This is a genomic window from Bdellovibrio bacteriovorus (assembly GCF_001592735.1).
GTDB classification, from domain to species: Bacteria; Bdellovibrionota; Bdellovibrionia; order Bdellovibrionales; family Bdellovibrionaceae; genus Bdellovibrio; species Bdellovibrio bacteriovorus_D.
Genome location: NZ_LUKE01000002.1, coordinates 24,697 through 46,926 on the forward strand (window position 1 = coordinate 24,697; position 22,230 = coordinate 46,926).

Here is a 22,230-nt window from a genome sequence, read left to right on the forward strand (position 1 = left end):
TTTGCTCATGACTGCCAAACGTAAGATTCTGATGACCTGTGCTTTACCCTATGCCAATGGATACATCCATTTGGGCCACTTGGTAGAGTATCTGCAAGCCGATTTCTGGGCGCGTTTTCAGACCATGCGCGGTCATGAGTGCACTTTTATTTGCGCTGATGACACTCACGGCACCCCGATCATGGTGAAAGCGCGTGAACAAGGTATCACGCCAGAAACTTTGATCGCCAAAAGTTACGAAGAACACACCAAAGACTTTGCTGATTTCCAAGTGAAGTTTTCCCGATACGGCTCTACCAATTCTGAAGAAAACCGTCTTTTGTGTGAATATTTTTATAAAAAATTCGTTGAGGGTGGTCACACACGCACTCAAGCCATCCAACAACTTTACTGTGAACACGATAAGATGTTCTTACCGGATCGCTTTGTGAAAGGAACCTGCCCGAATTGTAAATCCAAAGATCAATACGGTGATTCTTGTGACGTGTGTGGGGCGACTTATGCGCCCAGTGACATGAAAGACGTTCACTGTTCTTTGTGTGGCACCGCACCTGTTTTAAAAGGCAGTGAGAGTATTTTCTTTAAACTGAATGACTTTAAAGCCTACCTTGAAGAATGGATCCCGAAACATTGCGCGCCGGAAGTCGGCAAAAAAATGCTCGAGTGGTTCAGTGCGGATCTTTTAGATTTAGATATTTCGCGTGATGAGCCGTACTTTGGTTTTGCGATCCCGGGCACGAACAACAAAAAATTCTTTTATGTTTGGGTGGATGCTCCAATGGGATATATGTCCACGACCGAACAATGGGCAAAAACCCATGGCAAAACTTTAAAAGACATCTGGCAAGATCCGGATCGCGAGATCTATCATTTCATTGGTAAAGATATTGCCCGCTTCCACACGATTTTTTGGCCCGCGTTCTTAAAAGCCGCCGAGTTCCGTTCACCGAATCAAGTTTTCGTTCACGGTCACTTGATGGTGAATGGTGAAAAAATGTCTAAATCTAAAGGGACATTTATCGCCGCTAGAACTTATTTGAACCATTTAAATCCTGAATATTTACGTTTTTATTACGCGACAAAATTGACTTCATCCGTGGATGACATTGACTTGAACTTGGAAGAGTTCGTCAATCGCGTGAATTCAGAGCTTGTGGGTAAGATCACGAATCTTGGCTCCCGCGGGGGCCAGATGTTAAAAAAGAAAATGGACGGCGTGATGTCGACTCCGGATTCTGAAGGGCTTCAACTGCTGGAAGCAGCCCAGAAAAAAGCGGAGGTTATCGCGGGATTTTATGAAAACCGTGATTTCGCGAAGGCTTTTGCGGAAATTCGCACCTTGGCGGATGACGCCAATAAGTACTTTGACGAAAAAGCTCCGTGGAAAACTTTAGAAGCAGATCCTGCCGGAACTAAGCAAGTCATCACGACGACTTTAAATATTTTCCGCATGCTTGCGATCTTTATGAAGCCCGTGTTGCCAGAGTACACTCTGAAAGTGGAAAAACTTTTAGGTGAAAAAGACTATATCTGGGACGATGCTCAAAAAATTCTGACCAATCGCCCTATTAACGACTATGAGCACTTAGCGACTCGTGTAGAGGCCGACAAAGTGAAAGCCATGGTGGAAGAAAGCCGCAAGATCAATGAAGAGATCGCAGCGGCTAAAGCGGCGAGTTCAAAACCCGCAGCTGCGGCGAGTGCGCCCACAAAATCGGCAAAGGCAGAGCCCGTCGATCCTAACGCTTACGCGCCCGAGATTGAATTTGCAGATTTTGAAAAAGTCGATTTACGTATCGGGCATATCGTTGAGGCTGAAGAAATCAAAGAGGCCGACAAATTGCTTCGCTTAAAAGTCGATATCGGTGGTGGACAGATTCGTCAGATTATTTCTGGAATCAAAGCGGCTTACAAGGCGGAAAGCATGGTGGGCCGTCAAGTTTTGGTGTGCGTGAATTTAAAACCACGCAAGATGAAATTTGGTATGTCTGAGGGCATGATTTTAGCGGCCGGCACAGGTGGCAGTGATCTTTTTGTCCTGTCAGCAGATGCAGGTGCCAAAGTCGGTCAACGCGTGAAGTGATGCTCAACGCTCAAGATAAAAAATCCCTTGAAGAAATTCATAAGCTTTTTTTAGAGCTTGAAAAATCCTCAAGGGATTTTTCTTTTTCAGGCCCCCTACTTTCAGATTTAAAAGAAAAGATAAAAAATCTAAACAAGAGCGCTAACGACGATGTGTCACGCCTTAGTGATTTGGAAAAGCACTTAGTGCCCGACATGACATTAAAGCATTTTTCAGGATTTGCGGTGCCCTTTGAGCGTTTGCTGAATAAGAATCTGCAAGACGATGATTTTTTAATTATAGAAAATGATCGCTCTGCCATCGAAGTGGCAGAGAAATTACCACTGGTCTTTGTCTTAGATAATATCCGCTCAGCCTTTAATGTGGGCTCGATCTTTCGCACGGCCGAGTGTCTAGGAGCCAGCAAAGTGTATCTTTGCGGTTACACCCCGACGCCTGAGCAATGGAAGGTTGAAAAAACCGCTATGGGCACGCAAGAGTACCTTGAATGGGCGGAAGCTGGGAAACTTTTAGAGTGTTTAGAAGAACTGAAAGACGAAGGCTATCGCATTGTGGCCTTAGAGACGGCCGCCACCGCGCTTGATCTTTACGCGCCCTTTAGTGCTGAACCCACCGCCTTTGTTTTAGGGAATGAGCGCTTTGGCTTAGATGCTGAAATATTAAAAGTGATTGATGAAGTTCGCATCATTCCTTTGCGCGGACGAAAAAATTCCCTGAATGTGGGAGTGACGGCCGCGATTGCGGGATTTGAATGGATGAGACAGTGGCGCACAAAATAGAAATCGAAGCTATTGGAACTTTTAAATCTGACCAAGTGCAACCCTATGAAGCCGGAAGACAACCTGATGAGTTTCATTCCGAAGGTTGCATCGAACTTTTTGCAGGCTCTAATTTTGAACAAGCCTTAATGGGTCTAGAGGGGTGTGAATACATCTGGGTTCTTTTTCAGTTCCATCATAATCCAAATTGGAATCCGATGGTGCTGCCACCTCGCGGACGAGATACTAAAATTGGCGTATTTGCCACCCGCTCCCCTTACCGTCCGAATGGTATTGGCATGAGCTGCGTGCGCGTGGAGCGCATTGATAAATTAAAAATCTATGTGGCGGGAGCAGATATCTTAGATGGCAGTCCGATCATTGATATTAAACCTTACGTGGCCTATGCCGATTCTATTCCGGGGGCGGAGCCTGAATGGCTAAAAAATGCCGAACGATTTGAAATATCTGTGAGCCCGTTGGCCGAAAAAAAGATTTCTTGGCTTGAAAGCCACGGCGTCTCACAGTTGCGAGGCTTTATTCGTCATCAATTAGAATATGAACCCACCAATTCGAAAAAGAAGCGAGTCAAAGCCCAGGAAAAGGACTATATCTTAGCTTACCGCACTTGGCGCGTGCAGTTTCAGATTAAAGGAACCTTGCTTGAGGTTTCAGATGTCTTTTCGGGATATTCAGATCACGACCTGAAATTAGAAGAAGATACCTACAGCGATAAAGATCTTCACCGCCTGTTTTTAAAGACTTTTATTTAAATTCCACCATCATCCAGGAAAAATCATCGTCGACGGGATGAATCGAGCGCATATCTTTAAGTCGCGAGGCAATATGCTGAGTTAATGAGGGGCCTTTTTTAGTCAGTGATTCTTTAAGAAGTTTGATCATCCGGCGATCGCCTAAACTCTTAGGTTGCCCCTCTGCGGGTCCAATTTTCATTTCTGGCACCCCGTCGGTGTACACGAAAAGCCAATCGCCTTTTTTTATAACACATTTATTATCCGTAAAAGAAGTCTGACTTTCGCTGCCCAATAAGGGACCGGCATCCCCTAAGATAAATTCACTGTTCCATTCTCCGGAAGATTTATTCAATAACAAAGGCGAACAGTGGCTGGCATTGGAGTAGGTACATTCGCCCGTCGTCATATCTATTTTTGCTAAAAAGAAAGTCATCGTTAAACTTCCTTGAGCGACCTTATATAAAACCTTATGCAGATTTTCTAGCATCCTGGCCGGAGAAATCTTGGGATCGTCTTCAAAAACCGAGAATACGGCGCGACTCACGCCCGTAAGCAATGCCGAGGACAGCCCGTGACCGGTGACATCCCCGACGCCCAAATAAAGCATATCACCTCGCCGAAAATGATAAAGCCAGTCCCCGCCGCAGCCATGCAATTGCTCACTGTACCCTGAGATAGAATAATGCCGCTCATCCACGTGAAGTTCAGGAAAAAAACTTTTCTGAACTTTTTCGGCAGTGCGAATCTCTGCATCCATGTAAGACTTTTTTTCTTTAACTAAGATCAAATCTTCGATGTTTTTAGCCATCGAGTTAAAGGCATTCGCCAATACTTCGATTTCTTGGGCACCCAGTTTATGCTTAATACGCGCTTTAAGATTTCCCTGACCGATATTATCAACTTCTTTCGAAAGAACTTCTAACCCCAAAGTCAGACGATTTAGTACTGCGGAAAAAAGCAAAAGACCGAAGGTTAAAATTAAGATCGTGATGATTCCCACGCTGAGCGCTTGAAACGCCATGGATTTTTGAATTAGAGATACGGGGGCCACGGATAAAATCAATCCCACGCCGGGAACTTGATTGTAACCTAAAAACACCTCGCCATCGGCAAAGCTGACATCGTTAAAAAGTCCTTCACTGCTGCCGCCACTAAGAACCTGACGCAAACGATCGCTTTTCAAAAGAACATCATCATGCTGGGACTTGGAATAAGAGTCTTGAAAAAGGATCTTGCCATTTTTATCAATCAACATCGTTCGCGACCACTCGGGCACGCTGAGCTCTTCGTTTAAAATTTGGGGGATTTTAGAAAATTCCGCTCCCTGAATGGCGCGACTTAAAAAACGATTTTTTTGCAAGATAAGATCAGTGATCATTTCCTTTTTTTCAGTGAACTGTGATTTCAGAAAAATCACCCCACTGGTTAAGACCGCAAAAACCAACAGGACTGAAATCAATATTTTAATTTGTGAATTGAGTTTCATCGCGGAATCCGTTTTACTAAAAGAGTGAAAATCACCAAACTTGATATACTTCTTACAACACTTTTGGTCTTTGAGTCGTCGGCTTTAGCCGTTTTGCATTCCAACCAAAAATATTTTTTTGCAGGCAGTGCTGAAAGTCAAGACTTAGCTTTAGTCACAGAAGCCACGAACGGTGATCTTAGACCCTTTGACTCGCTCAACTTCTTCCCGGTGGAATCAGGACAAACCGTGCGAAATGGTGATCTTCTGCGTACCCGTGAGGCCCCGATGATTATTGAAGTCTTGGGAGATAACACGGAAGTCATTATCAATCCTTACTCCCTTGTTCGGGTGACCTTACACAACCAGAAGATCCAAATTGATTTGCGCCATGGTAAATACACTTTTAAAGCGCCAGCTCTAACATCAGCCCCCATCGAAGAGTCTAAAAACAAAGACCAGAAGCCCGAAGAAATAAATTCGGAGGTCCAGGATAAAGTGCCCGACAAAGGAAAACAGTTTTATCCAGCCCCCGGCAGTGTCCTTTTGTATCTTCCCGGAGCCACACTCAAAGTCATCTTAGAGGCTCGCTGTATTGGAGAGTGCCGAGTTTCCATGAGCTTTAATAATGAGCCTTATCTGAAGCCATTTATCTATCGCCCCATGGAGCCCATTCAAATTTCATTAAATGGTCTAACGGGGCAGTTTCACTGGACCCTGCAAGCTGATGACGGAAACTATAAAGGTGATTTTGAAGTTCTTCCTTTTAACAAAGACACAATGAAACAGATGTTGGACGCAGGCAAAAACGTTGAAGTCGTTTATTAATTAAAAAACGTAGTTAAGACCCATCCAAAAAACATTTTCTTTGATTTGCACGCGTGGATCACTGCCCGCAAAACTAAACGCCGAGGTTGAGACTTCCATATTAAATTCAAAACTTGAATTCAGTCTTAAATCCCCGCCAAGTCCGATATTGATCACGTTATAGTCCCCGGACAATGATTTTGTCGGATCTAAGGATTCTAAATCCGCCCCTAGATAAAATTGCCTTTTTCCGTAAAGCGTCGACACATAAGGATTCCAATTTCTTTGAAAGATGTATTCGCCCCAGTTTTCTTTCTGCACAACGCGAGAGGCGCGGTCTTTTAAATAAATCCTTCCTAAAAGTTCTAGACCGGAAATGGGAACGCCAGAAGAGTTTAAGTCAAACTGCGCCATGTAACCAAAGCCGAAGGCCAAGCGGTCATTTAAAAAATGCACATACTGAAAGTTAAACCCACCCGTACTGACCGCCGAGCCTTTATTAGTACCGGTATTTTCATAAAGCCCCGCCCCCGTGCGCAAGACTATTTTGGAAAAAACTTGTAAATTTTCAGCGTGAACCGCGTATGGAGACAAAATAAAAAGGAGTGCTAGAAAAATTCTCACGCCGCTGACGCCTTTCGATCCATGGACACGAGCCCTAGCGTTGGCAATACGGGTAACTTCTGATTCATATGAGCTCTTAAGGCGTCATCTAAAAGATCCCGCGCCATGGCTAAGCTTTGCTCTTTATCTAGTGTTCCGTCACCACGTTGAGCTTTATTAAATAGATCCATAACAATGGATTTTTTAATACCCTCGGGCAAAAGACCGATCAGGAAATCACGATCATTTTCGGGCGAACAAATTAAAAGCGCGGCTAAAGAGTCGTTGGCTTGCATCGCCACAAAGGCTTTTAAAGCCGCGGGCTGAACAGATTTTAAATTTCGCAACGTCCAAATCTGCTTATCCAGCTCACGCTTCAGGGGCGGTTGTTTATCGGCGATGCGATCAATAAAATCCTGATCTTGCCCCAAAGGCATCGCTTTAATCGAGCTTACCAGGGAAAGAATCACTTTTTGTCCCACCCCGTTTTCATCACGCACCGAAGAAATCTGGGCAAAGACACGAGGCTTTAACATCGAGAACTGTGTTTTCACATCTTGGGGCTGAAGCTTTTCACCCTCAATCACGCGGTCCCATTCGTCTTGAGAAATTCTTTGTGCGTTTTTAGATAAAATTTCAGGCGGCAAGGCTTCGAAAACGATTTTCCAGAGCCAGCTCTGACGCTCTTTTAAAGCCAACTCAAACAAGGCTTCGCCGTCTACCCGGAAAAGCAAAGACAGATCTTCGGGAGATAAAACTTCCTCAAGGAAAACGCGACGGTCCATCGTGAGCAGAGTCAACTTTTCCACAGTTTCTCGCGCCCATTGCGATAAAACGAAGTTTTCCCCATGCGGATCTTCTTCCACCATGCGTTTGATACGGTCTTTACCTAAAAATACCGAAATATTTTCTTTTTCATCGGCTTGCAAGTGGCTTAACAACCAACGCAATCCCGCACGATTTTCTGGAGAGTCTTGCAAATAAGAGGTCACGCGGTAGGGTTGGCTTGCACAAAGATGTCTTAAAACTTTCAGCGAGTGAGCCAGATCCGTTTGCGAGTGCTGAGTTTTTTTTGAAGCCAAGGATTTCTTTTCTTTCCCCTTACCCTCTTCTGTTTTTTGCTTCATTGACAACATATTGCTGCTAAATATTTTAGCCGCTTTAGTTATGTAGACGCCGGCTGTCCTAAAAGCTGCATAGATCACCACGCCGATAAAGAATACACAAGCCGCCATAAAGCAGTAATTCAGAATTTCAGTGCGTGTCAGGGGTTTTTCTTTTGGCTCCTCAATTTTCTTTTCTTCGATCACTTTTTTAACTGGCTCTGCAAAGTCCACCAATTGCACGGCAATGACGGGACGATACACCGCAAAGCTGCGACGTAAAATATCTCTGAATTTTGCGATGGCTTTAGAGTCTAACCGACTGGAAATCACGAGGTTGATGTTGGTCGCTTCAATTCTTTCTAGCAGTGGCTTTTCGTTTTCAAAAAATCTTGTCGATGAGTTCATATTGGGAAGATAACCCATATCAAGTTCTTCGGTGATGACCTGAGGGCTATTTCTTAAGCGCATATTCACTTCAACCGCAATATAAGCCGTTTCGCCAAACTGAACGCGAGCGATATTTAAAATATTTTCGCGTATGGAACGACTTAATTCTAAGGTCACGTCCGACTGCGAAAACGCCGTCGAGTGGCTCAAGATGATCATAGCGCTGATCAACCATCGGGTTAATAATCTCATTGCGACCCTCGCTCTTTTTTCAAACGCTCAACAAGACGAGCTGCGACAGCGTCATCCGGATCAAGAGTCAAAGCGCGCTGTAAATTCTTAAATGCCATCGTAGGATTTTTATTTTCAAGATCCAAGGTCGCCTGCAACACATAAGCGGAAGCCACATTAGGATATTCTTTCATAAAATTATTCAGTCGTTCTTGAGCTACCGGAAACTTACCGGAAGCAATAAAGCCTTGAATCTCTAAGATCCCACGCGATAGGCCGTTGACTTGTCTTGAGAAATTTAAAAGCATGCGTTCTTTGAAATATTCCGCTGTGTAAGCTGTCAGATTAAAATTCAAGGTCTGACTTGCCCCCGAATCAACAAACACGTTCTGCGATTCAAAACCAGGTTTACTGATTTTTACGCTCAGTAAGGGTTTAGCAAAGGCTTCTGGATTCATTTCGGGTTTAATATCTAAAGGAGTCATGCCAACAACTTTGTTATTGATTTGAACTTCGGCATTAGCCGGCTCGGTTTCAATACGAAAATGGGCTGTCGCACATGAAGTAAGAAATAAAAAAGACGTCAACCCCAAAAGCTTATTCATTTAAAGCCTCTGCAGATTTGATGATTTTAATAACCACACGACGATTCTGCGCCTGGTTGGCGGGAATATCGAGGCCGTTTGCATCTTTATTGGGGACGATCGGACGAGTATCTCCCCATCCTAAAGCTTTCATCTTATTGCGCGCAAACTTGGCCACTTCAAAAAGATGCAAAATACGACAAGCGCGCAGGCTTGAAAGTTCCCAGTTGGATAAGACTGGCCCCTTGCCGTTTAAGGGGACGTCGTCGGTATGTCCTTCAACCACGATCCCAAAATCACTGGCTTGCGTGGAAATCACCGGAATGATTTTTTCCATCAAAGCCAGGGCTTGAGGTTTTAACTCCATGGAACCCGGATCAAAAAAGAGCGCTCCGCGGAAAGTCACGGTCAAACCCTTTTCTGAAGGTTCGATGACCACTTGGTTTTTGATTTGCGGGTCCGTTAAAACATTTTCAATGCTTTTTTTAAGGTCTTCAAACGGAACTTTGTATTCGCCGCCAAAAAGTAATGTGGTTTCTTTTTTAACTTTCTCAAAAGACTGATCGTCGATCGTGGAAAAGCTTTGCAAAACGATAAAAAAGCCCACTAAAAGCGTCATCAAGTCGGCATAGGAAATCAGCCACCCCTCGCCGTCCTCGGATTCATGAGGCACGCCCTCGTAAGGATTTAAATCCTTCAACGCACGAGGCTTAAGCCTTTCTTTTTTAGTGAAGTCAATTCTTGGCGCCGCCATTATGCCGCCCTCTTCACCGCACTACGCTCTGCCGGAGAAAGATAACTTTTAAGGTATTCTTCCACGAGCAAGGCATGTTGTTTTTCGCGCAAAAGCGCAATCCCGTCGATCACGATTTCCCGCATCTGATGATCGTCTTCATTGAGCTTTGAAAGATTCTCTCCTACCGGAATAAATACAAAGTTGGCCAAGGCGATTCCGTACAACGTCGCCACAAGACCAATAGCCATCGCCGGTCCCAATTTTTTGTAGGCATCCGCAGAGCCCAGGCTTTGCAAAAGGGCGATCATACCGATCGTTGTTCCCATCAACCCAAAGGCCGGTGGAAATTTCGCTAAGACTTTGAAGGTGGAAGCTTCTTTAGTGTGACGTTTAAATGTAACCAAAGCTCTTTTTTGTAAAACACTTTCAAGCTGCTCTCCGGATAAAGCGCCATCTAACATCAGTAACATGCCTTCTTTTAAGAATTCATTTTGAACACTATTCACGCGGTCTCTGAGTTGCGCCGGATTTTCATCTTGGATTTTTGCTAGCTCCACGATTTCATTGATCACCTTTTCGCGACGGTGATCAAACTTACCGAAGAACTTACTCACGATAACTTTAAATGAAGTAAAGATCGTCGCTAGCGGGAAACAAAGCATGGCCGCCGCCGCGGTCCCCCCAAATACGATCAGGATCCCATGAGGATCTAAGAAGATTTCGCGTGCTGTGGTCGCTGTAAATAGCGCCGTTAAAAATACAATCACCGCAACAATGAAGCCAAAGATAGTCGAAAAGTTCATGTTATCTCCTCGCGCATCTTATCGGGACAGTTTTAGTGAGAAAGAGTCTAGAGTCGCCGCTAAGGAGTGTTAAGCTCCATTAAGTGTTCACGATTTGGCGCACACTAAATACCCCTGTATTCTTTAGGGCGAACATTTCGACCCCGATGAATATGACATGAAGAATATTTTTTGCATTTCGGTTCTTTTTGGATTTTGCATAGTGATGACGGGATGCTTGGAAACATCGTCTCTTTCCGGCCAGCAGTCAGCACAGAGTCAATTCAATGGCTGTACTTCCGCTTTCGGATTAAGCAATAACTCTGTCCAAATTAATTTTGAATATCCCTCAAACGCCACCAAAGTTATTGTCTTAAGAAATGGTGTGGAAATCGGCAGCTCTTCATCTTCTTCAACCACATCCGTTATCGATTTTAATTTAACGGAAGGCGTGACGTACACGTATACTTGCACCGCTTACAACGGACCTCGCCCGATTGTGGGATTAAGCCAAGCGTTCGCGGCCCCGATCAATACCAACGCTCCGACATTTAGTGGTATTTCAAGTGTCAATGCTTTGAGTTTTTCTTCGGGCAACGCGACGTGGGCGCCCGAAGCGGCCACGGGAGCGAAAGCTTCTTCTTATAAAGTCTATGCAAATCCCGGCGCCCATGTCGACTGGAATGCAAGTCCACGAGTCATATTAAAAGCCGATGGAAATATTAGCTATAAATTAGAAAACCTGGGTGATGAACTCACCTACGCCGTCGGCGTTCGCGCGTGTACGGAAGGTGGGATCTGCGACAATAACACTCACTTTTTACCACTCACTCTTCCAGATGGCGGCGCGCCCAAAACTTTGGGAGTGTCGAAGGTGTCCGCTTATAATTTGATGGCTTTTTTAGATGCGCCTTGGATGGATTCTCAAGGAGCTATTTTAAAGCGTCAGATCTTTATGTGCAAAGTGAGCAGCGGCACGACGTGCAGCTTTTCTAATATCCCGACAAAAACTTATGCCGTGACGGATCTTGCCGCTCCTCCGACGCAATTGGTTTTAGAAAATATCGAAGAATATGCGGAGTATCGTTTTAAAGTGGTCGACATCGACCCATCTGGAAATTCCAATGCAAGCACCACGATTGCTTCCTTAACCACGGGGGATCTGACGGCTCCGTCCTTTGGAGGAATCACGAACTTAACTCGCGGCACCCCCGCCAATAGCACGGCCGAGTTTTCATTTATCGCCTTACCAAGAGAAGGAACTTCCGATTCTGGCGCAACGACCGGAGTGACATCGTATCTTTTGTATATGAACTCCGCCGATTATCCGGGCACGCCGGCCAACGCTTGTAACAACGCGACTTACTTTAAGAAAATATCTGCTGCCGGTTTTTCCCCCGGCATTGCCACTTATAATCTGACCGGCCTCAAAGAAAGAACGACTTATTCTTTTTGTTTGCGTGCCCAGGACGCCGCGGGAAATACTTCCGCCAACACCACCGACAGCCGCGTTTTAACCTCTGATCTGACCGCCCCTAGTTTTGAAGGAATTCAGTCGATCACCTTTAATACGGGCTCAAGAAAAATCATTATCAACTGGAATGCGACGTCCTCATCGGATCTGCGCAATTATATTTTAAAAATTTGGAAGAACACTCCGACGCCGGCCGTTTCAGATATCACAAGCTTTACCTTAGCGCCAAGTATCACCACACGCGAGTTTACCAGTGCCGATATCGCGATGAATGACTATGACAAAGTTTATGCGGTGGTGGAAGCTTGCGATAATGCCGCGAACTTGGGACTTGCGGGTTTAAATGACAATTGCACTTTAACCAGCGCCACCAACACGAAATCTATCACCCTGCCCGACATCAATCCTCCGTTGGGATTTACAGGTATTAAGCCGAGCCTCACCAGCCCCGCAGAAGGAAAGGCGTTGGTTGAGTGGTACGTGCCGACAGCTTGGACATCGGACTATTACGGGTTTCGTATTTATCAAGTGGACACTAGCAATAACTCGATTTCCTTAATCACATCTTGTTTGTGCGCGACGCCGGGGTCATGCAATAACACCGATAAGCAGTGTTTGGTCTCTGGCTTAACGCCCGCAAAATCTTATCGTCTGCATGTCCGGGCCTTTGACGCCTTAGGAAATGAAACAAATTATATCACACCGGATATCAGTTTTGCGGATCTTAAGATCTCTGACACCACGGCCCCTTCGTTTAACTCCGGCCTTACAATCAATCTTTTAACTCTGAGTTGGAGTGCGGCGACGGACAATCAATTTAATGGCGAAGGGAACACGATCACCTACCGCGTCTATCGCAAAGCCAACGCGACATTTACCAATCCTTTAGATCCCAGCGCCGATGGCAGTACCATTGCTACACTGTCAACTCGCACCTTTACGGACAACACACTTTCATTAGTGGGAACTTACTATTACACCGTCTGTGCGATTGACTCCGCAGGAAATAGAGCTTGTGACGGCAATATCAAGTCTATCACCGTGAATGATATTACGCCTCCCACGATTGGTTCATTTACTAGTACGAAGTCCATTGATGATACTTTACTTAAACGATGGTCATTGTCTTGGACAATTTCTGATGATGTCACCGCAAGCTCGGCTTTACGCACGCGTATTTACCAAAAATCTTCAGCGACGGATGCCGGAGTTCTGGCGACCACGGCCGATACAAAAATTTTGGACCAGGTCGGAACTGTTACTTTGGGTCCCCTCACCGGTGACGCCAATACTTCGCAGTTTATTAATTATCTTTTATGGATCCAGGATGCAGCCGGAAACGTCTCCACCCGAAATATCACGGTCCATTCCGTCAACAATATTGCCATCACGAGTGTTAACTCCACCGTCGGCTCCATTGCCGGAGGACGCACCATCGTCATTAAAGGCAGCGGCTTTTCAAAATCAAGCACGAATGGTTATAGTTCAAGCACCGTGGTTAAGGTCGGAGCTCAAGATTGCAATAACATCCAAATTCTTTCGGATCGATACATCAGTTGCACGACTCCTTCATCGGTGGCGGGCGTGGTCGCCGTGAGCGTGACAAACCCGGAAGGATCTAGCGCCATTTTAACAAATGCTTATACTTATATTGGAATTTCTTCGTCGGACATTTGTGGCAATCCGAGCAGCTGGGGATCGACCTTTGCTGCGGGCGTGGGTTCTGCCGGAAATCCGTTTATTATCTGCACGCCGACACATTTTAATAACATCTTTCAAACAACCCCGATCAACTATGTTTCGGCGAACTATTATTACGCCTTGGGCGACAATATTGATCTTGCATCAAATCCGACAAGTATCAATAGTTGTTCAACCGCCACCAACCTGTTTTTCATTGGAACTTTAGATGGCCGAGGGCATGGGCTTTTAAATAATAACGTCTCGACGACCGGGGCTAACGCGTGCATGTTCCAGTTGGGTCATGGGGGAAACACCGTCACCCTTAAAAATATTTCGTTTTTAAATCACACCTATACGACGACCTATGCCACCGCTTCACAGTCGGTTTATATGGCCCTTTTTGGACTTGCCGGAAATGCGACCATAAACCTTGATAAGGTTTCTGTCTTAGCCACTTTCAATCAACCCTCAACGGCGGCCATGACAGTACGCATGGGCGGACTGTTTCACAGTGCCAATATCATTGCCATTGGGGTTAATGTCACCAATTCGGATGTCGACGTCACATTTTCGACAGCCTCTACTTCGGGAGCTTCAACGGGGGGCATAACAGCCACGCACGGTTACGGCACCCTTTCTGTCGCAGGCTCTCGCGTGGCGGTCACGCAAAATGTTCCCGCCACCTCCCGTTACTACACTGGCGGAATTACTTATTCTCTAGCAAACTCTTTACTCTCAGTCTCTAAGTCGGAGGTGTATGTGAAAGTATCCTCTTCTTCCGCCAATAGCACAGCCGGAAGCCGCCTTGCCGGAGTGATCCCCTATCTGGGTGGAAGCTTGATCGTGGATCAGACGAAAGTTTCTTTTGAAACAAAAAATATATTAGCCGGCTATCAAGGAGGCATTGCGGGACGCGGCAGCGCCTCGGGCTTTGCAAATATCTCCATCACCGATTCCTATGTGGTCGGCAGTATGGACGGCGTTGATATCCGCGGCGCCTTGATTGCAGGAGCCGAGGCCGCAAGCTCCAGTTCCACGGTGACATTAGCCAGAAACATCAGCCATTTGAATTGGAACTATTTTTCTGGCGCACGCTCCGCGGGAGCTTTTTTATACGCACTGGATGGTTCAAGTGCCTATAACGGAACTTTAAATGCTTCTGGAATTATCTATGACTCATTAAAAAGTGACAGCGGTTCTTTAAGCGGATCTGCCACTAGTGTAAGTGCTACGGGATATTCAACCACCGCTTTACATGATCAAACCCCGACCACCAATCCTTATGCCTCCGCAGGTTTTGATTTTACGGCAGGCACCGGTAAATGGAAGTGGTGCTATAGCAATGACAGACCGTATTTAATGTGGGAGACGTGCCAATGAGAATTTTAATCTTCGTCTTGCTCTCAATTTCAGCCTTTGCAAGCCAAGCGCAGACCTTAACTCCTTTGGCGTTTTTTGCACGGTGCTATGGTCATTTAACGGGACAGCCTTTGCCCTTAAATCATGCTTTGCGCGCCCCGCTTACGGCCGGAACTCTTTCTGGCCAACAGGCTTGCGCGGATCTGCTTGATAGTGCGGTGATTGATGGCACTTCCCATCAAGTTAGCAACGCTGAAGGACAATTGGTTTTAAATCGTCTTTATGAATTTCATCGCTCTTGGGTGACGAACGGCGTGTTTGAGCAAATGGAGGCTTATCTTCCCACCCCAGGCACTTATAATATTTTAGATTCGACAGAAACCGCGCTGGCCATCACTTACAATGGTTTATATTCAGGAGCTCGCTATGAAAATGTTCTTAAAGGTGACAAGGGCTATGTCGCTTTAAGAACTCCAGATCCTGCGATCACCGCAAGATATTATTCCACGGCCCACAGCATGCCGATCCGCCGAATCAAGCCCGGCGCCGAGGCTTCTGCCCCTTACGTGCCATTTAAAATCCCCGGTACTTGGAGCGGAAGTGATTACGCGACCAGTGAAGTTCAGCTTTTTCCGGCGATTCAAATCGGCAGCTTAACGGGTATTAAGCTGCAAGATCAGACGGCGAATGTTGCCAACTATTGGCCGGGATTTTCTCGTTTTAATGGCAGTCCTTCAAAAACCGAAACCGCGACCGGAACTGCGGGGATGGCGGTGAATTTTGATTTCTTTAAAAATCAAGGCGGCGGAGTTTTGGGCTTAAATACGAATATATTAATCAACTATGGACACCCCATCGGACAACTCTCAGACGGTGCTTTAAAACTCCCCCGTCGTTGGGTTAAAGAAACCTTGCACACACTTCTTTGTACGGAACTGCCCGCGTTACGGGAAAGCGACGTTCAAGCCTATATTGATTCTCGCACCGGCGATGACGTGGCCCCGTGGAGATCCAGTGCGGCTTGTTTACAGTGCCACACAACGATGGACCCACTGGCTAGCACCGCACGAAATTTAACAATCAGCCAAACCGACTACAGCACACGCACAGTGGTGAACCCCTCCACAAACAAGATCGCTTATAGCTCTTATATGCTTGGCAAGTTCACCGTGAATGACAACTCGGCTTTTTCTTGGTCGTCTACACCCGTCCCCAACTTTCATCGCATGAAACCCACTGGCAAAGTCATCATGCGCACTTTTTCAGGGCGTTTAATTAATTCCACGGTGAATAATATGGAAGAAGCCGGCTCTTTACTTTCACAAAGTGAAGACCTTTATCAGTGCGCCACAAAAAGATATTTTGAACTTTTAACGGGAATCTCGGTCCCCCTTTATGACCGTGGTGATCCGCGTTTTGCGCAAACCACGGCAAGCCTTTCAACGGCCGCCCTTAAGAATCGTCTGTTCATTGAAGGGGTTGCAAAACGATTTAAAGAGTCGCAGTCCTTACGTTCGATGATCAAAGAAATTATCAATTCAAATTACTATCGTGATGCCAATTACCTTGCGGGAGGTACAAAATGAGTTTGAACTCACGCCGCCGTTTTCTAAAACAGTCAGGCCTGGCCGTGACGGGTTTGACTTTAGGTGCGCCCGAGGCTTTAGCATCAGCCTTGGTCAAAAATCTTTTTTCTTCGTCCCGCGCCGAAGCGGCCGATCTAGTTTCACCTCGATATTATTTAAATATCTATGCTGAAGGGGGGCCTCCGCGCCACGTCTTTGATCACTGGCTTCGCACCAATACCGAGGATCCCAATTTAATCTTTAATCCTTCCACGGGCACCGCCTTCACTTACGACAACAATCGTCTAGTGACCGGCACCGAATATAGAACTATCACCCACAACGGCGTTTTAGTTCCGCAGATGTATGCCCATTTAAGTGCGGCGGATCGAGCGGCGTTCTTAGATTCATTTTTAGTGATCCGTGGTTATGGCTCCGGCATCGATGGCCATGGTTTTAATGCGGCTTTGCAAATGCACCCGCTCGCGGCAGCACCGTCGTTATCGGGGCACGTGGCGGATCACACGGCCAGGTATTTTGAGGCCTTGCAATACAGATCTCGTTTTTCATCATCGCGCTTTGTTTCGTCAAAAAACGTGTCTTTAAATTTCTTAACCGGCGAAGATCCTCTGTCGGACTTGTTAAAACCACTTTTAGCATCCACCGATAAAGCACGCGCTTTGCGCACGGGATACCAAGATGTGTTCACCAATGTTCGGGGCTATTTGAATTCTTTAAGCAGCGAGCGCAAGTCCGTGACCATCGCTAAAAAGAGTCTTTCAAACGCCTATGACCTTTTTAAATCAAACATCGCCGATTTTTCTAGCATTTGGCCAGCATTGCTCTCTGAATACCAAACGGTGGTAGAAACAGCGATTCGAGCTACGGGACTTGCGGGCTTTAATGCCACCCTGGATGGTTCGCAAAGTATTGCGGCGATATCTAATGGTGAAGCCTCTAAATATAAAATGAACGGCACTTCTTCGTTTATTATTGGGACCGGAAAAAATCTTTTAGACACCGGCAGCAGTATGACGATGACTCGTTTAATTAGCGGTCTGGCGTTAGCGGATTATTGTATTTCAAATGATCTGACCGGGGCGCTAGAGATCGTCTCGGGAAATTCGTCGGAAGATCTTTTGATGGATCCAACAGGGGGAGCCGTTTCAACCAACATGTATAGCATGCCCAATGACATGCATAACACCACTCAATATGGCACCGTGTTTGTAACAACACTTTACTTCCGCGGTTTGATGGCGGGGCTTTTGCATTTACGTAGTAAACTGATCAGCGCCGGAAAATGGAACCAAACCATCGTGCAACTGGTTTCTGATTTTGGACGACCTTACACCACGAACGGCAGTGGCCATGGGTATGACCAAATGATTTCTTCGGTCTTTTCTGGTGTGATCACCGGAGGCCCTTACGTGGTCGGGAATGTCGCGGTCAGCGCGAAAGGACATGTCGGCTCTGACGGATATGCTGCCCCGATTGAGGGTTACAACCAAAAAGGAAAACCCGATCCTAAGATGATGGCTTCAACCGTTTCAGAACTTATGGGCGTGTCGGACAATCCCTGGAAGAATTTCGCCCAACCCTTGGTGAAACTGAATTCCAACGGAACGCTTTACCTTCCATTTGGGAAAGGAAAGTTGATCGAATGAAAAATTTAAATTGGTCCTTTTATATTTTTTTAAGTGCTTCGATGATTTCGTGCGTCCGTCTAGACCCCACGAAGGTCAGTGTTTCCAAGACGGATGGCAGCTTGGAAGAGCCTTCTATTTCGCCTTCGCCGACACCCTCGCCCTCTGCTCCCAGCGACGATCCTTCAACGGATGAACCCGTCCAAAAGGCGTCTGTGGAAACAAATGGATCTTTGGCGCCCCGTTCTTATGTGTCGCAAGTTCTTAAAGAGGCATTCGGCAGCACGGTGGTCACCGTTACAAACTTAGAAGTGAACCTGGATAATTATATTAATATTAAACCCGGTGCTTTTGGCGTGAGTTGCAATCCTTATTCGACTTACACGGGTCGAGATTGTGGTGGGGTTGGTGGCGATTTTATTTCCAATGCAAATTCCACCTTTGATCCAGCGGCTTCCACGGTTCGTCAGCTCAATACTTCCAAAGTGTGTGAGGTTATTTTAGGACGGACCGAAAATTCTGCTGTTTACGCCATCGCCAAACTTATTGGCGAATACAGTGGAACTTCGGCCACAAGTTACAATGTGAATCTCCTTAATGAGTTGAACGAAGCCAACATCGTAAAACTTTTTGGCGTGTTTTATCGCGGTCGCGATATCACGCCAGAAGAGTTAAGTATCTATGTCGGTATGAATGCCGATCTTATCGCAAAATCCCCGACGGTCGCCAAAGTCGATCGTTGGAGAGCGCTGGCGCTGATGATGTGTGAAAGTCCAGATTGGGGCGTGCTATGAGATATATTGTTTTTCTGATCTTACTTATAACGACAGCTTGCAAAACAGAAAAACAGCAATTCGGGGGCACTGCTGCTTATGTACCGCCGACGTCGGGATCAGGAGGCACTGTCGACGATTCAAGCCTTGCAGTGGAATTAATCAATTCCAATTCCTTAAAGCTTTTTTATTCGGCAGAGCAAACCACCTCTACCGCCGGAAAGATTGATTCCATTTTAAATCAAAAATCACCCGCCGATACGACGACAACATCCTATTACCATCTCATCCCCAATGATTCTAACCTCGGCACATTAGAAAACGGCTGGATTAAAATCAATCCCAGCACGTCGTCTCTTTCTTACACCGGATCCTTGCAACAAGATTTAATCTTTAATGCGGTCACCATTGTGGCCTTAGTCCGTGGGGATTCCCTGGGAGATTTTATATCGTTAGATCCTTTAGACCGCGAAAGCCAAGCTTTTGCGGTGTCTATCGATGGCGGGACCTTGAGAGCAAGATTTTACTCTTCCCCTTCTGATCACTATGAAACAAGCGAAACAGTCACGTCCTCCGGCAGTAATATTATTGTGGCAAACTTTGGGGATGATGTGGGCTTAATAACTTTATCTTTAAATGGCAGTCTGAAGACCAATGCTGTGAGTTTGGGAACACCCACTTCGCCCTTCAGTGTGGCGCGGTTCTTATCCTTGGGCTCAAGCCTGGCAAATCAGGTTTCTTATATCAAAGAGTTGTATTTATTTAATCGCTCCCTGACAAAAAAAGAAATGGGATCCATGATTCGTAAAGTCGCTAAAGATCACAGTATCACTGACATCACTCTTCATCCGGACCTTCAAGCCCCAACGACAACCACACCGACGGGCGATCCCAACTTTGCTCCCGCCAAAGCAGTCTTACAGTCTAGCTGTACTCAGTGTCATGCTTCTTGGGCTTCAGGATCGGCGACCTATTTTAAAAATGTCGGCTTAGTGGTTAAAGGCAATGCCGAAGCTTCACCTCTTTATTATCGACTCAAAAATAGCACAGGGTCGAGTGGACCCAAAACAATGCCGCAAAATAGCACGATCTCAAACAGTGAGGCTGATTTGATCAAAACATGGATTAATAATATGAACTAAGATTCTGGATTTTAAAAAAAGCGTTCTTCGTCTTTGATTTGCAAAATCGCACGAAAACCCTGGCTTCCGGAAATACTTTGGACGATCGTGCGCAAAGATTCAATGTTTTTGCCGCGTGATCCTACCAGGCGTCCAAAGTCCACCTTATCCACATCGACAATAAAAAGTGTGGTGCGTTCCCCTTGCTCAATCTCCACACTCATTTTTTCAGGGTATTTTAGCATGCATTGTAAGATGTTTATTAAAATCGCTTGGATCTTTTTTTTAAAAAATTCAACATCCGGAACAACCTCAGAAATATTTTTTTCACCCATTTAGCACCCCACATGGCGTTTTTATTGTCAGTGAGATTTTTCTTAAAAAAAAGTGAAAGAAGGTGCCGACCTAGCCCTTCCACTCAAGAAGTGTTTGGTGTCTACAAAACACAGGACACTTAAAAGATATAATGCAAACTCCACCGCCAAAAAGAGGAGCGATCAAAATCCAAGGCCGTCCACGTTTGCACAAACGAAAATTTCGGGGCTACCTGAAAGCGCAAACTCAATTCGGGCGCGATTAATTGGTCATTAGCGGCTTCAACCAAAATACTTTGATCTCCAGGCTCCCAATCAATTTTGCGCAGGCGGTATTGCACCCCGGGGCCGATCATAAAAACACGATTGATCCGATAATGCATAAATCCTTGAAAGCCGCCGCCGTACCAAGTGCGCCCCACGCCATCTTCAAAAGCCACATCTTGAAAACCTGTCGCGCCCGCCTCTCCCGCTTCGATATTAATTCCCACTCCCCACTGCCAACGAAGGCGGGTCCAGTTGTATTCTAAGCTTAAACCCCAACCCACGTAGTTCGCGTAACCGTTCGCAGAGTTCGGGCCTTGATAAAGCTGCATGTCTTCATTCCAATGCACATAGTTTAAGCCCAACTCCCAGCGGCCTTTAGCAAATCGAGATATTTTTGGTTTTCCTTTCAGAGGCGCTTTCACACTGGGAGCTTCGGGTGTTGACGGTGAAACTTGCGCGTAAGAAAAGCTCGAAAGAAAAATTAAAATCATTTTACATAGAAACATGCACTTGCCCCTGAATCATCCACGCGTCGGGCTCTCCGCCTTGATCATTGTAAGCTTTTTGTTGGACCGCGCTGCCACGGATTTCCACTCTTTGGAATGGGAAGGTCCATAAACCAATCGCCCACCTTTGACGATCTGGCGATCCGGGAGAAGCACTTTCTTGCACCCGCTCTAAAGAAGTATAAAAGTTGTAACCGCGAGTGAGATTCACCAAGGCCTCAAGATATCCATACACTCCTTGAGAAAGTTTTGAGATACCGACCACGTTTTTTTCTACGAATCCCAACTCCCCTAAAAGACTGGTCCCCTTGGAACCTTCAAATCCCATGCGGTGATGGAGGGCAAAAAGCTTTTCTTCAATGCCGGCGGTGTTTTCAAATAGAGCGCCCGACATGCCGAAGCGATTTAAGCTGGCAACTTCATATTCTCCTTGAAAAGAAAATCCTTTTTGATGCATCTTTTCATTTTTTTGCAAATTGCCGACGAAATAGTTTACCGAGAAATCAAACTGAGATTGAAGCCATTGTAAGACGATGCCGTGGGCTTGGTTTTCTTGACCAAATCCCAAACCTTGCCGATTGTAAGCGGTGTGATCAACGGTTCGTAGCCCATAGACCTTGTCCATCAGACCCACCGAAAACAAGATACTCCGCGTGAGGTAAGTTCGAAGGTAATAGTCCCTTAACACCCAAGAGACTTCCTCTTCATTTCCATAATAGTCTCGGGGGACTTGCAGATTGTTGTAAGTGAAACTAAAAATTGTTTTATAACCGCGATCCCAGGAAAGAGTGGCCCCGAGCTCCATCTGCATATTGATCCATGAGTACTGAGCCATCGAACTTGTGGGAGCTCGCTCGAGATACAATCCCCGATACTTGGCCGACGGTCGAAACCAATACGGCAGCTCCACACCCGGAATAAAACTTGAAAGTGTCGCTAAATCCTCGTCAGACAGGGCTTTAGAGACCCAGGGACGTGCGGCAATTTCTTGAGAAAATAACGCGCGACCGTAATCGGTCAAAGCGCCATTCCCGTTGCTATTAAAATGACAGGTAATGCACGTGGTGTAGCCATAACCGATGAATTCCGGGTACGCCGCCGCAGGAAGACATATCAAGAATAGCCAGAAGCTGACTCCAAAATTAAATAAACTCATCCACTCATGCTAACGATCAAACACCGGTGAGGCAGGTGGATTTCCGATAGGAGTTCAGAAACTGTTCGC

General features: G+C 45.9%; 18 protein-coding genes. 9 read left to right on the forward strand and 9 right to left on the reverse strand.

Going from position 1 to position 22,230, the window contains the following annotated elements:
* Window positions 1-7: 7 nt before the first annotated feature.
* From metG to tsaA, 3 genes are all read left to right on the forward strand, one after another.
* On the forward strand, window positions 8-2,083 hold the full coding sequence (gene metG, locus AZI86_RS10675; RefSeq protein ID WP_061835180.1) for a methionine--tRNA ligase: 2,076 nt from the start codon (window positions 8-10) through the stop codon (window positions 2,081-2,083).
* Window positions 2,084-2,235: 152 nt separating this feature from the next.
* A complete protein-coding gene (locus AZI86_RS10680) occupies window positions 2,236-2,862 on the forward strand; it encodes an RNA methyltransferase (RefSeq protein WP_253715884.1) in 627 nt (208 codons plus the stop codon).
* Window positions 2,847-3,614, forward strand: coding sequence for a tRNA (N6-threonylcarbamoyladenosine(37)-N6)-methyltransferase TrmO (gene tsaA, locus AZI86_RS10685; RefSeq protein WP_061835502.1), 768 nt, complete (start codon window positions 2,847-2,849; stop codon window positions 3,612-3,614). Before AZI86_RS10680 ends, tsaA begins: the two co-directional genes overlap by 16 nt.
* Here the strand turns inward: tsaA and AZI86_RS10690 are convergent.
* On the reverse strand, window positions 3,607-5,082 hold the full coding sequence (locus AZI86_RS10690; protein ID WP_061835182.1) for a SpoIIE family protein phosphatase: 1,476 nt from the start codon (window positions 5,080-5,082) through the stop codon (window positions 3,607-3,609). The genes tsaA and AZI86_RS10690 overlap by 8 nt on opposite strands.
* Before the next feature lie 24 nt (window positions 5,083-5,106).
* Between AZI86_RS10690 and AZI86_RS10695 the strand changes: the two genes are divergently transcribed.
* A complete protein-coding gene (locus tag AZI86_RS10695) occupies window positions 5,107-5,889 on the forward strand; it encodes a hypothetical protein (protein ID WP_061835183.1) in 783 nt (260 codons plus the stop codon).
* On the opposite strand, the gene AZI86_RS10700 is transcribed toward AZI86_RS10695, so the two are convergent.
* From AZI86_RS10700 to AZI86_RS10720, 5 genes are read right to left on the reverse strand one after another with little or no spacing between them, the layout of a single operon-like run.
* Window positions 5,890-6,492 carry a hypothetical protein gene (locus tag AZI86_RS10700; protein ID WP_061835184.1) on the reverse strand — a complete coding sequence of 201 codons (603 nt, stop codon included), beginning with the start codon at window positions 6,490-6,492 and terminating at the stop codon, window positions 5,890-5,892.
* Entirely contained in the window at window positions 6,489-8,216 is a 1,728-nt protein-coding gene (locus tag AZI86_RS10705; RefSeq protein WP_061835185.1) for a hypothetical protein, read from the reverse strand. The genes AZI86_RS10700 and AZI86_RS10705 overlap by 4 nt, the downstream gene beginning before the upstream one ends.
* Window positions 8,213-8,800: a PEGA domain-containing protein gene (locus AZI86_RS10710; RefSeq protein ID WP_061835186.1), complete on the reverse strand. Its 588-nt coding sequence runs from the start codon at window positions 8,798-8,800 to the stop codon at window positions 8,213-8,215. Before AZI86_RS10710 ends, AZI86_RS10705 begins: the two co-directional genes overlap by 4 nt.
* Window positions 8,793-9,533: an OmpA/MotB family protein gene (locus AZI86_RS10715; protein WP_061835187.1), complete on the reverse strand. Its 741-nt coding sequence runs from the start codon at window positions 9,531-9,533 to the stop codon at window positions 8,793-8,795. The genes AZI86_RS10710 and AZI86_RS10715 overlap by 8 nt, the downstream gene beginning before the upstream one ends.
* Window positions 9,533-10,318 carry a motility protein A gene (locus AZI86_RS10720; RefSeq protein WP_061835188.1) on the reverse strand — a complete coding sequence of 262 codons (786 nt, stop codon included), beginning with the start codon at window positions 10,316-10,318 and terminating at the stop codon, window positions 9,533-9,535. The genes AZI86_RS10715 and AZI86_RS10720 overlap by 1 nt, the downstream gene beginning before the upstream one ends.
* A gap of 157 nt (window positions 10,319-10,475) precedes the next feature.
* Here AZI86_RS10720 and AZI86_RS10725 point away from each other — a divergent pair, with 157 nt between their 5' ends.
* From AZI86_RS10725 to AZI86_RS10745, 5 genes are read left to right on the forward strand one after another with little or no spacing between them, the layout of a single operon-like run.
* Entirely contained in the window at window positions 10,476-14,834 is a 4,359-nt protein-coding gene (locus AZI86_RS10725) for an IPT/TIG domain-containing protein (protein ID WP_061835189.1), read from the forward strand.
* Complete coding sequence (locus AZI86_RS10730) at window positions 14,831-16,399, forward strand: hypothetical protein (protein WP_061835190.1); 1,569 nt, start codon at window positions 14,831-14,833, stop codon at window positions 16,397-16,399. The genes AZI86_RS10725 and AZI86_RS10730 overlap by 4 nt, the downstream gene beginning before the upstream one ends.
* On the forward strand, window positions 16,396-18,045 hold the full coding sequence (locus tag AZI86_RS10735; RefSeq protein ID WP_061835191.1) for a twin-arginine translocation signal domain-containing protein: 1,650 nt from the start codon (window positions 16,396-16,398) through the stop codon (window positions 18,043-18,045). Before AZI86_RS10730 ends, AZI86_RS10735 begins: the two co-directional genes overlap by 4 nt.
* Complete coding sequence (locus tag AZI86_RS10740) at window positions 18,042-18,818, forward strand: hypothetical protein (protein WP_061835192.1); 777 nt, start codon at window positions 18,042-18,044, stop codon at window positions 18,816-18,818. Before AZI86_RS10735 ends, AZI86_RS10740 begins: the two co-directional genes overlap by 4 nt.
* Window positions 18,815-19,939, forward strand: coding sequence for a hypothetical protein (locus tag AZI86_RS10745; RefSeq protein WP_061835193.1), 1,125 nt, complete (start codon window positions 18,815-18,817; stop codon window positions 19,937-19,939). Before AZI86_RS10740 ends, AZI86_RS10745 begins: the two co-directional genes overlap by 4 nt.
* A gap of 11 nt (window positions 19,940-19,950) precedes the next feature.
* Here AZI86_RS10745 and AZI86_RS10750 read toward each other — a convergent pair whose 3' ends face one another.
* The 3 genes from AZI86_RS10750 to AZI86_RS10760 form a co-directional block, all read right to left on the reverse strand.
* Entirely contained in the window at window positions 19,951-20,253 is a 303-nt protein-coding gene (locus tag AZI86_RS10750) for a KH domain-containing protein (RefSeq protein ID WP_061835194.1), read from the reverse strand.
* A gap of 119 nt (window positions 20,254-20,372) precedes the next feature.
* Window positions 20,373-21,005, reverse strand: a complete 633-nt coding sequence (locus tag AZI86_RS10755; RefSeq protein ID WP_061835195.1) for a hypothetical protein — start codon at window positions 21,003-21,005, stop codon at window positions 20,373-20,375.
* Complete coding sequence (locus AZI86_RS10760) at window positions 20,992-22,161, reverse strand: hypothetical protein (RefSeq protein WP_061835196.1); 1,170 nt, start codon at window positions 22,159-22,161, stop codon at window positions 20,992-20,994. The genes AZI86_RS10755 and AZI86_RS10760 overlap by 14 nt, the downstream gene beginning before the upstream one ends.
* Between the last annotated feature and the right edge of the window lie 69 nt (window positions 22,162-22,230).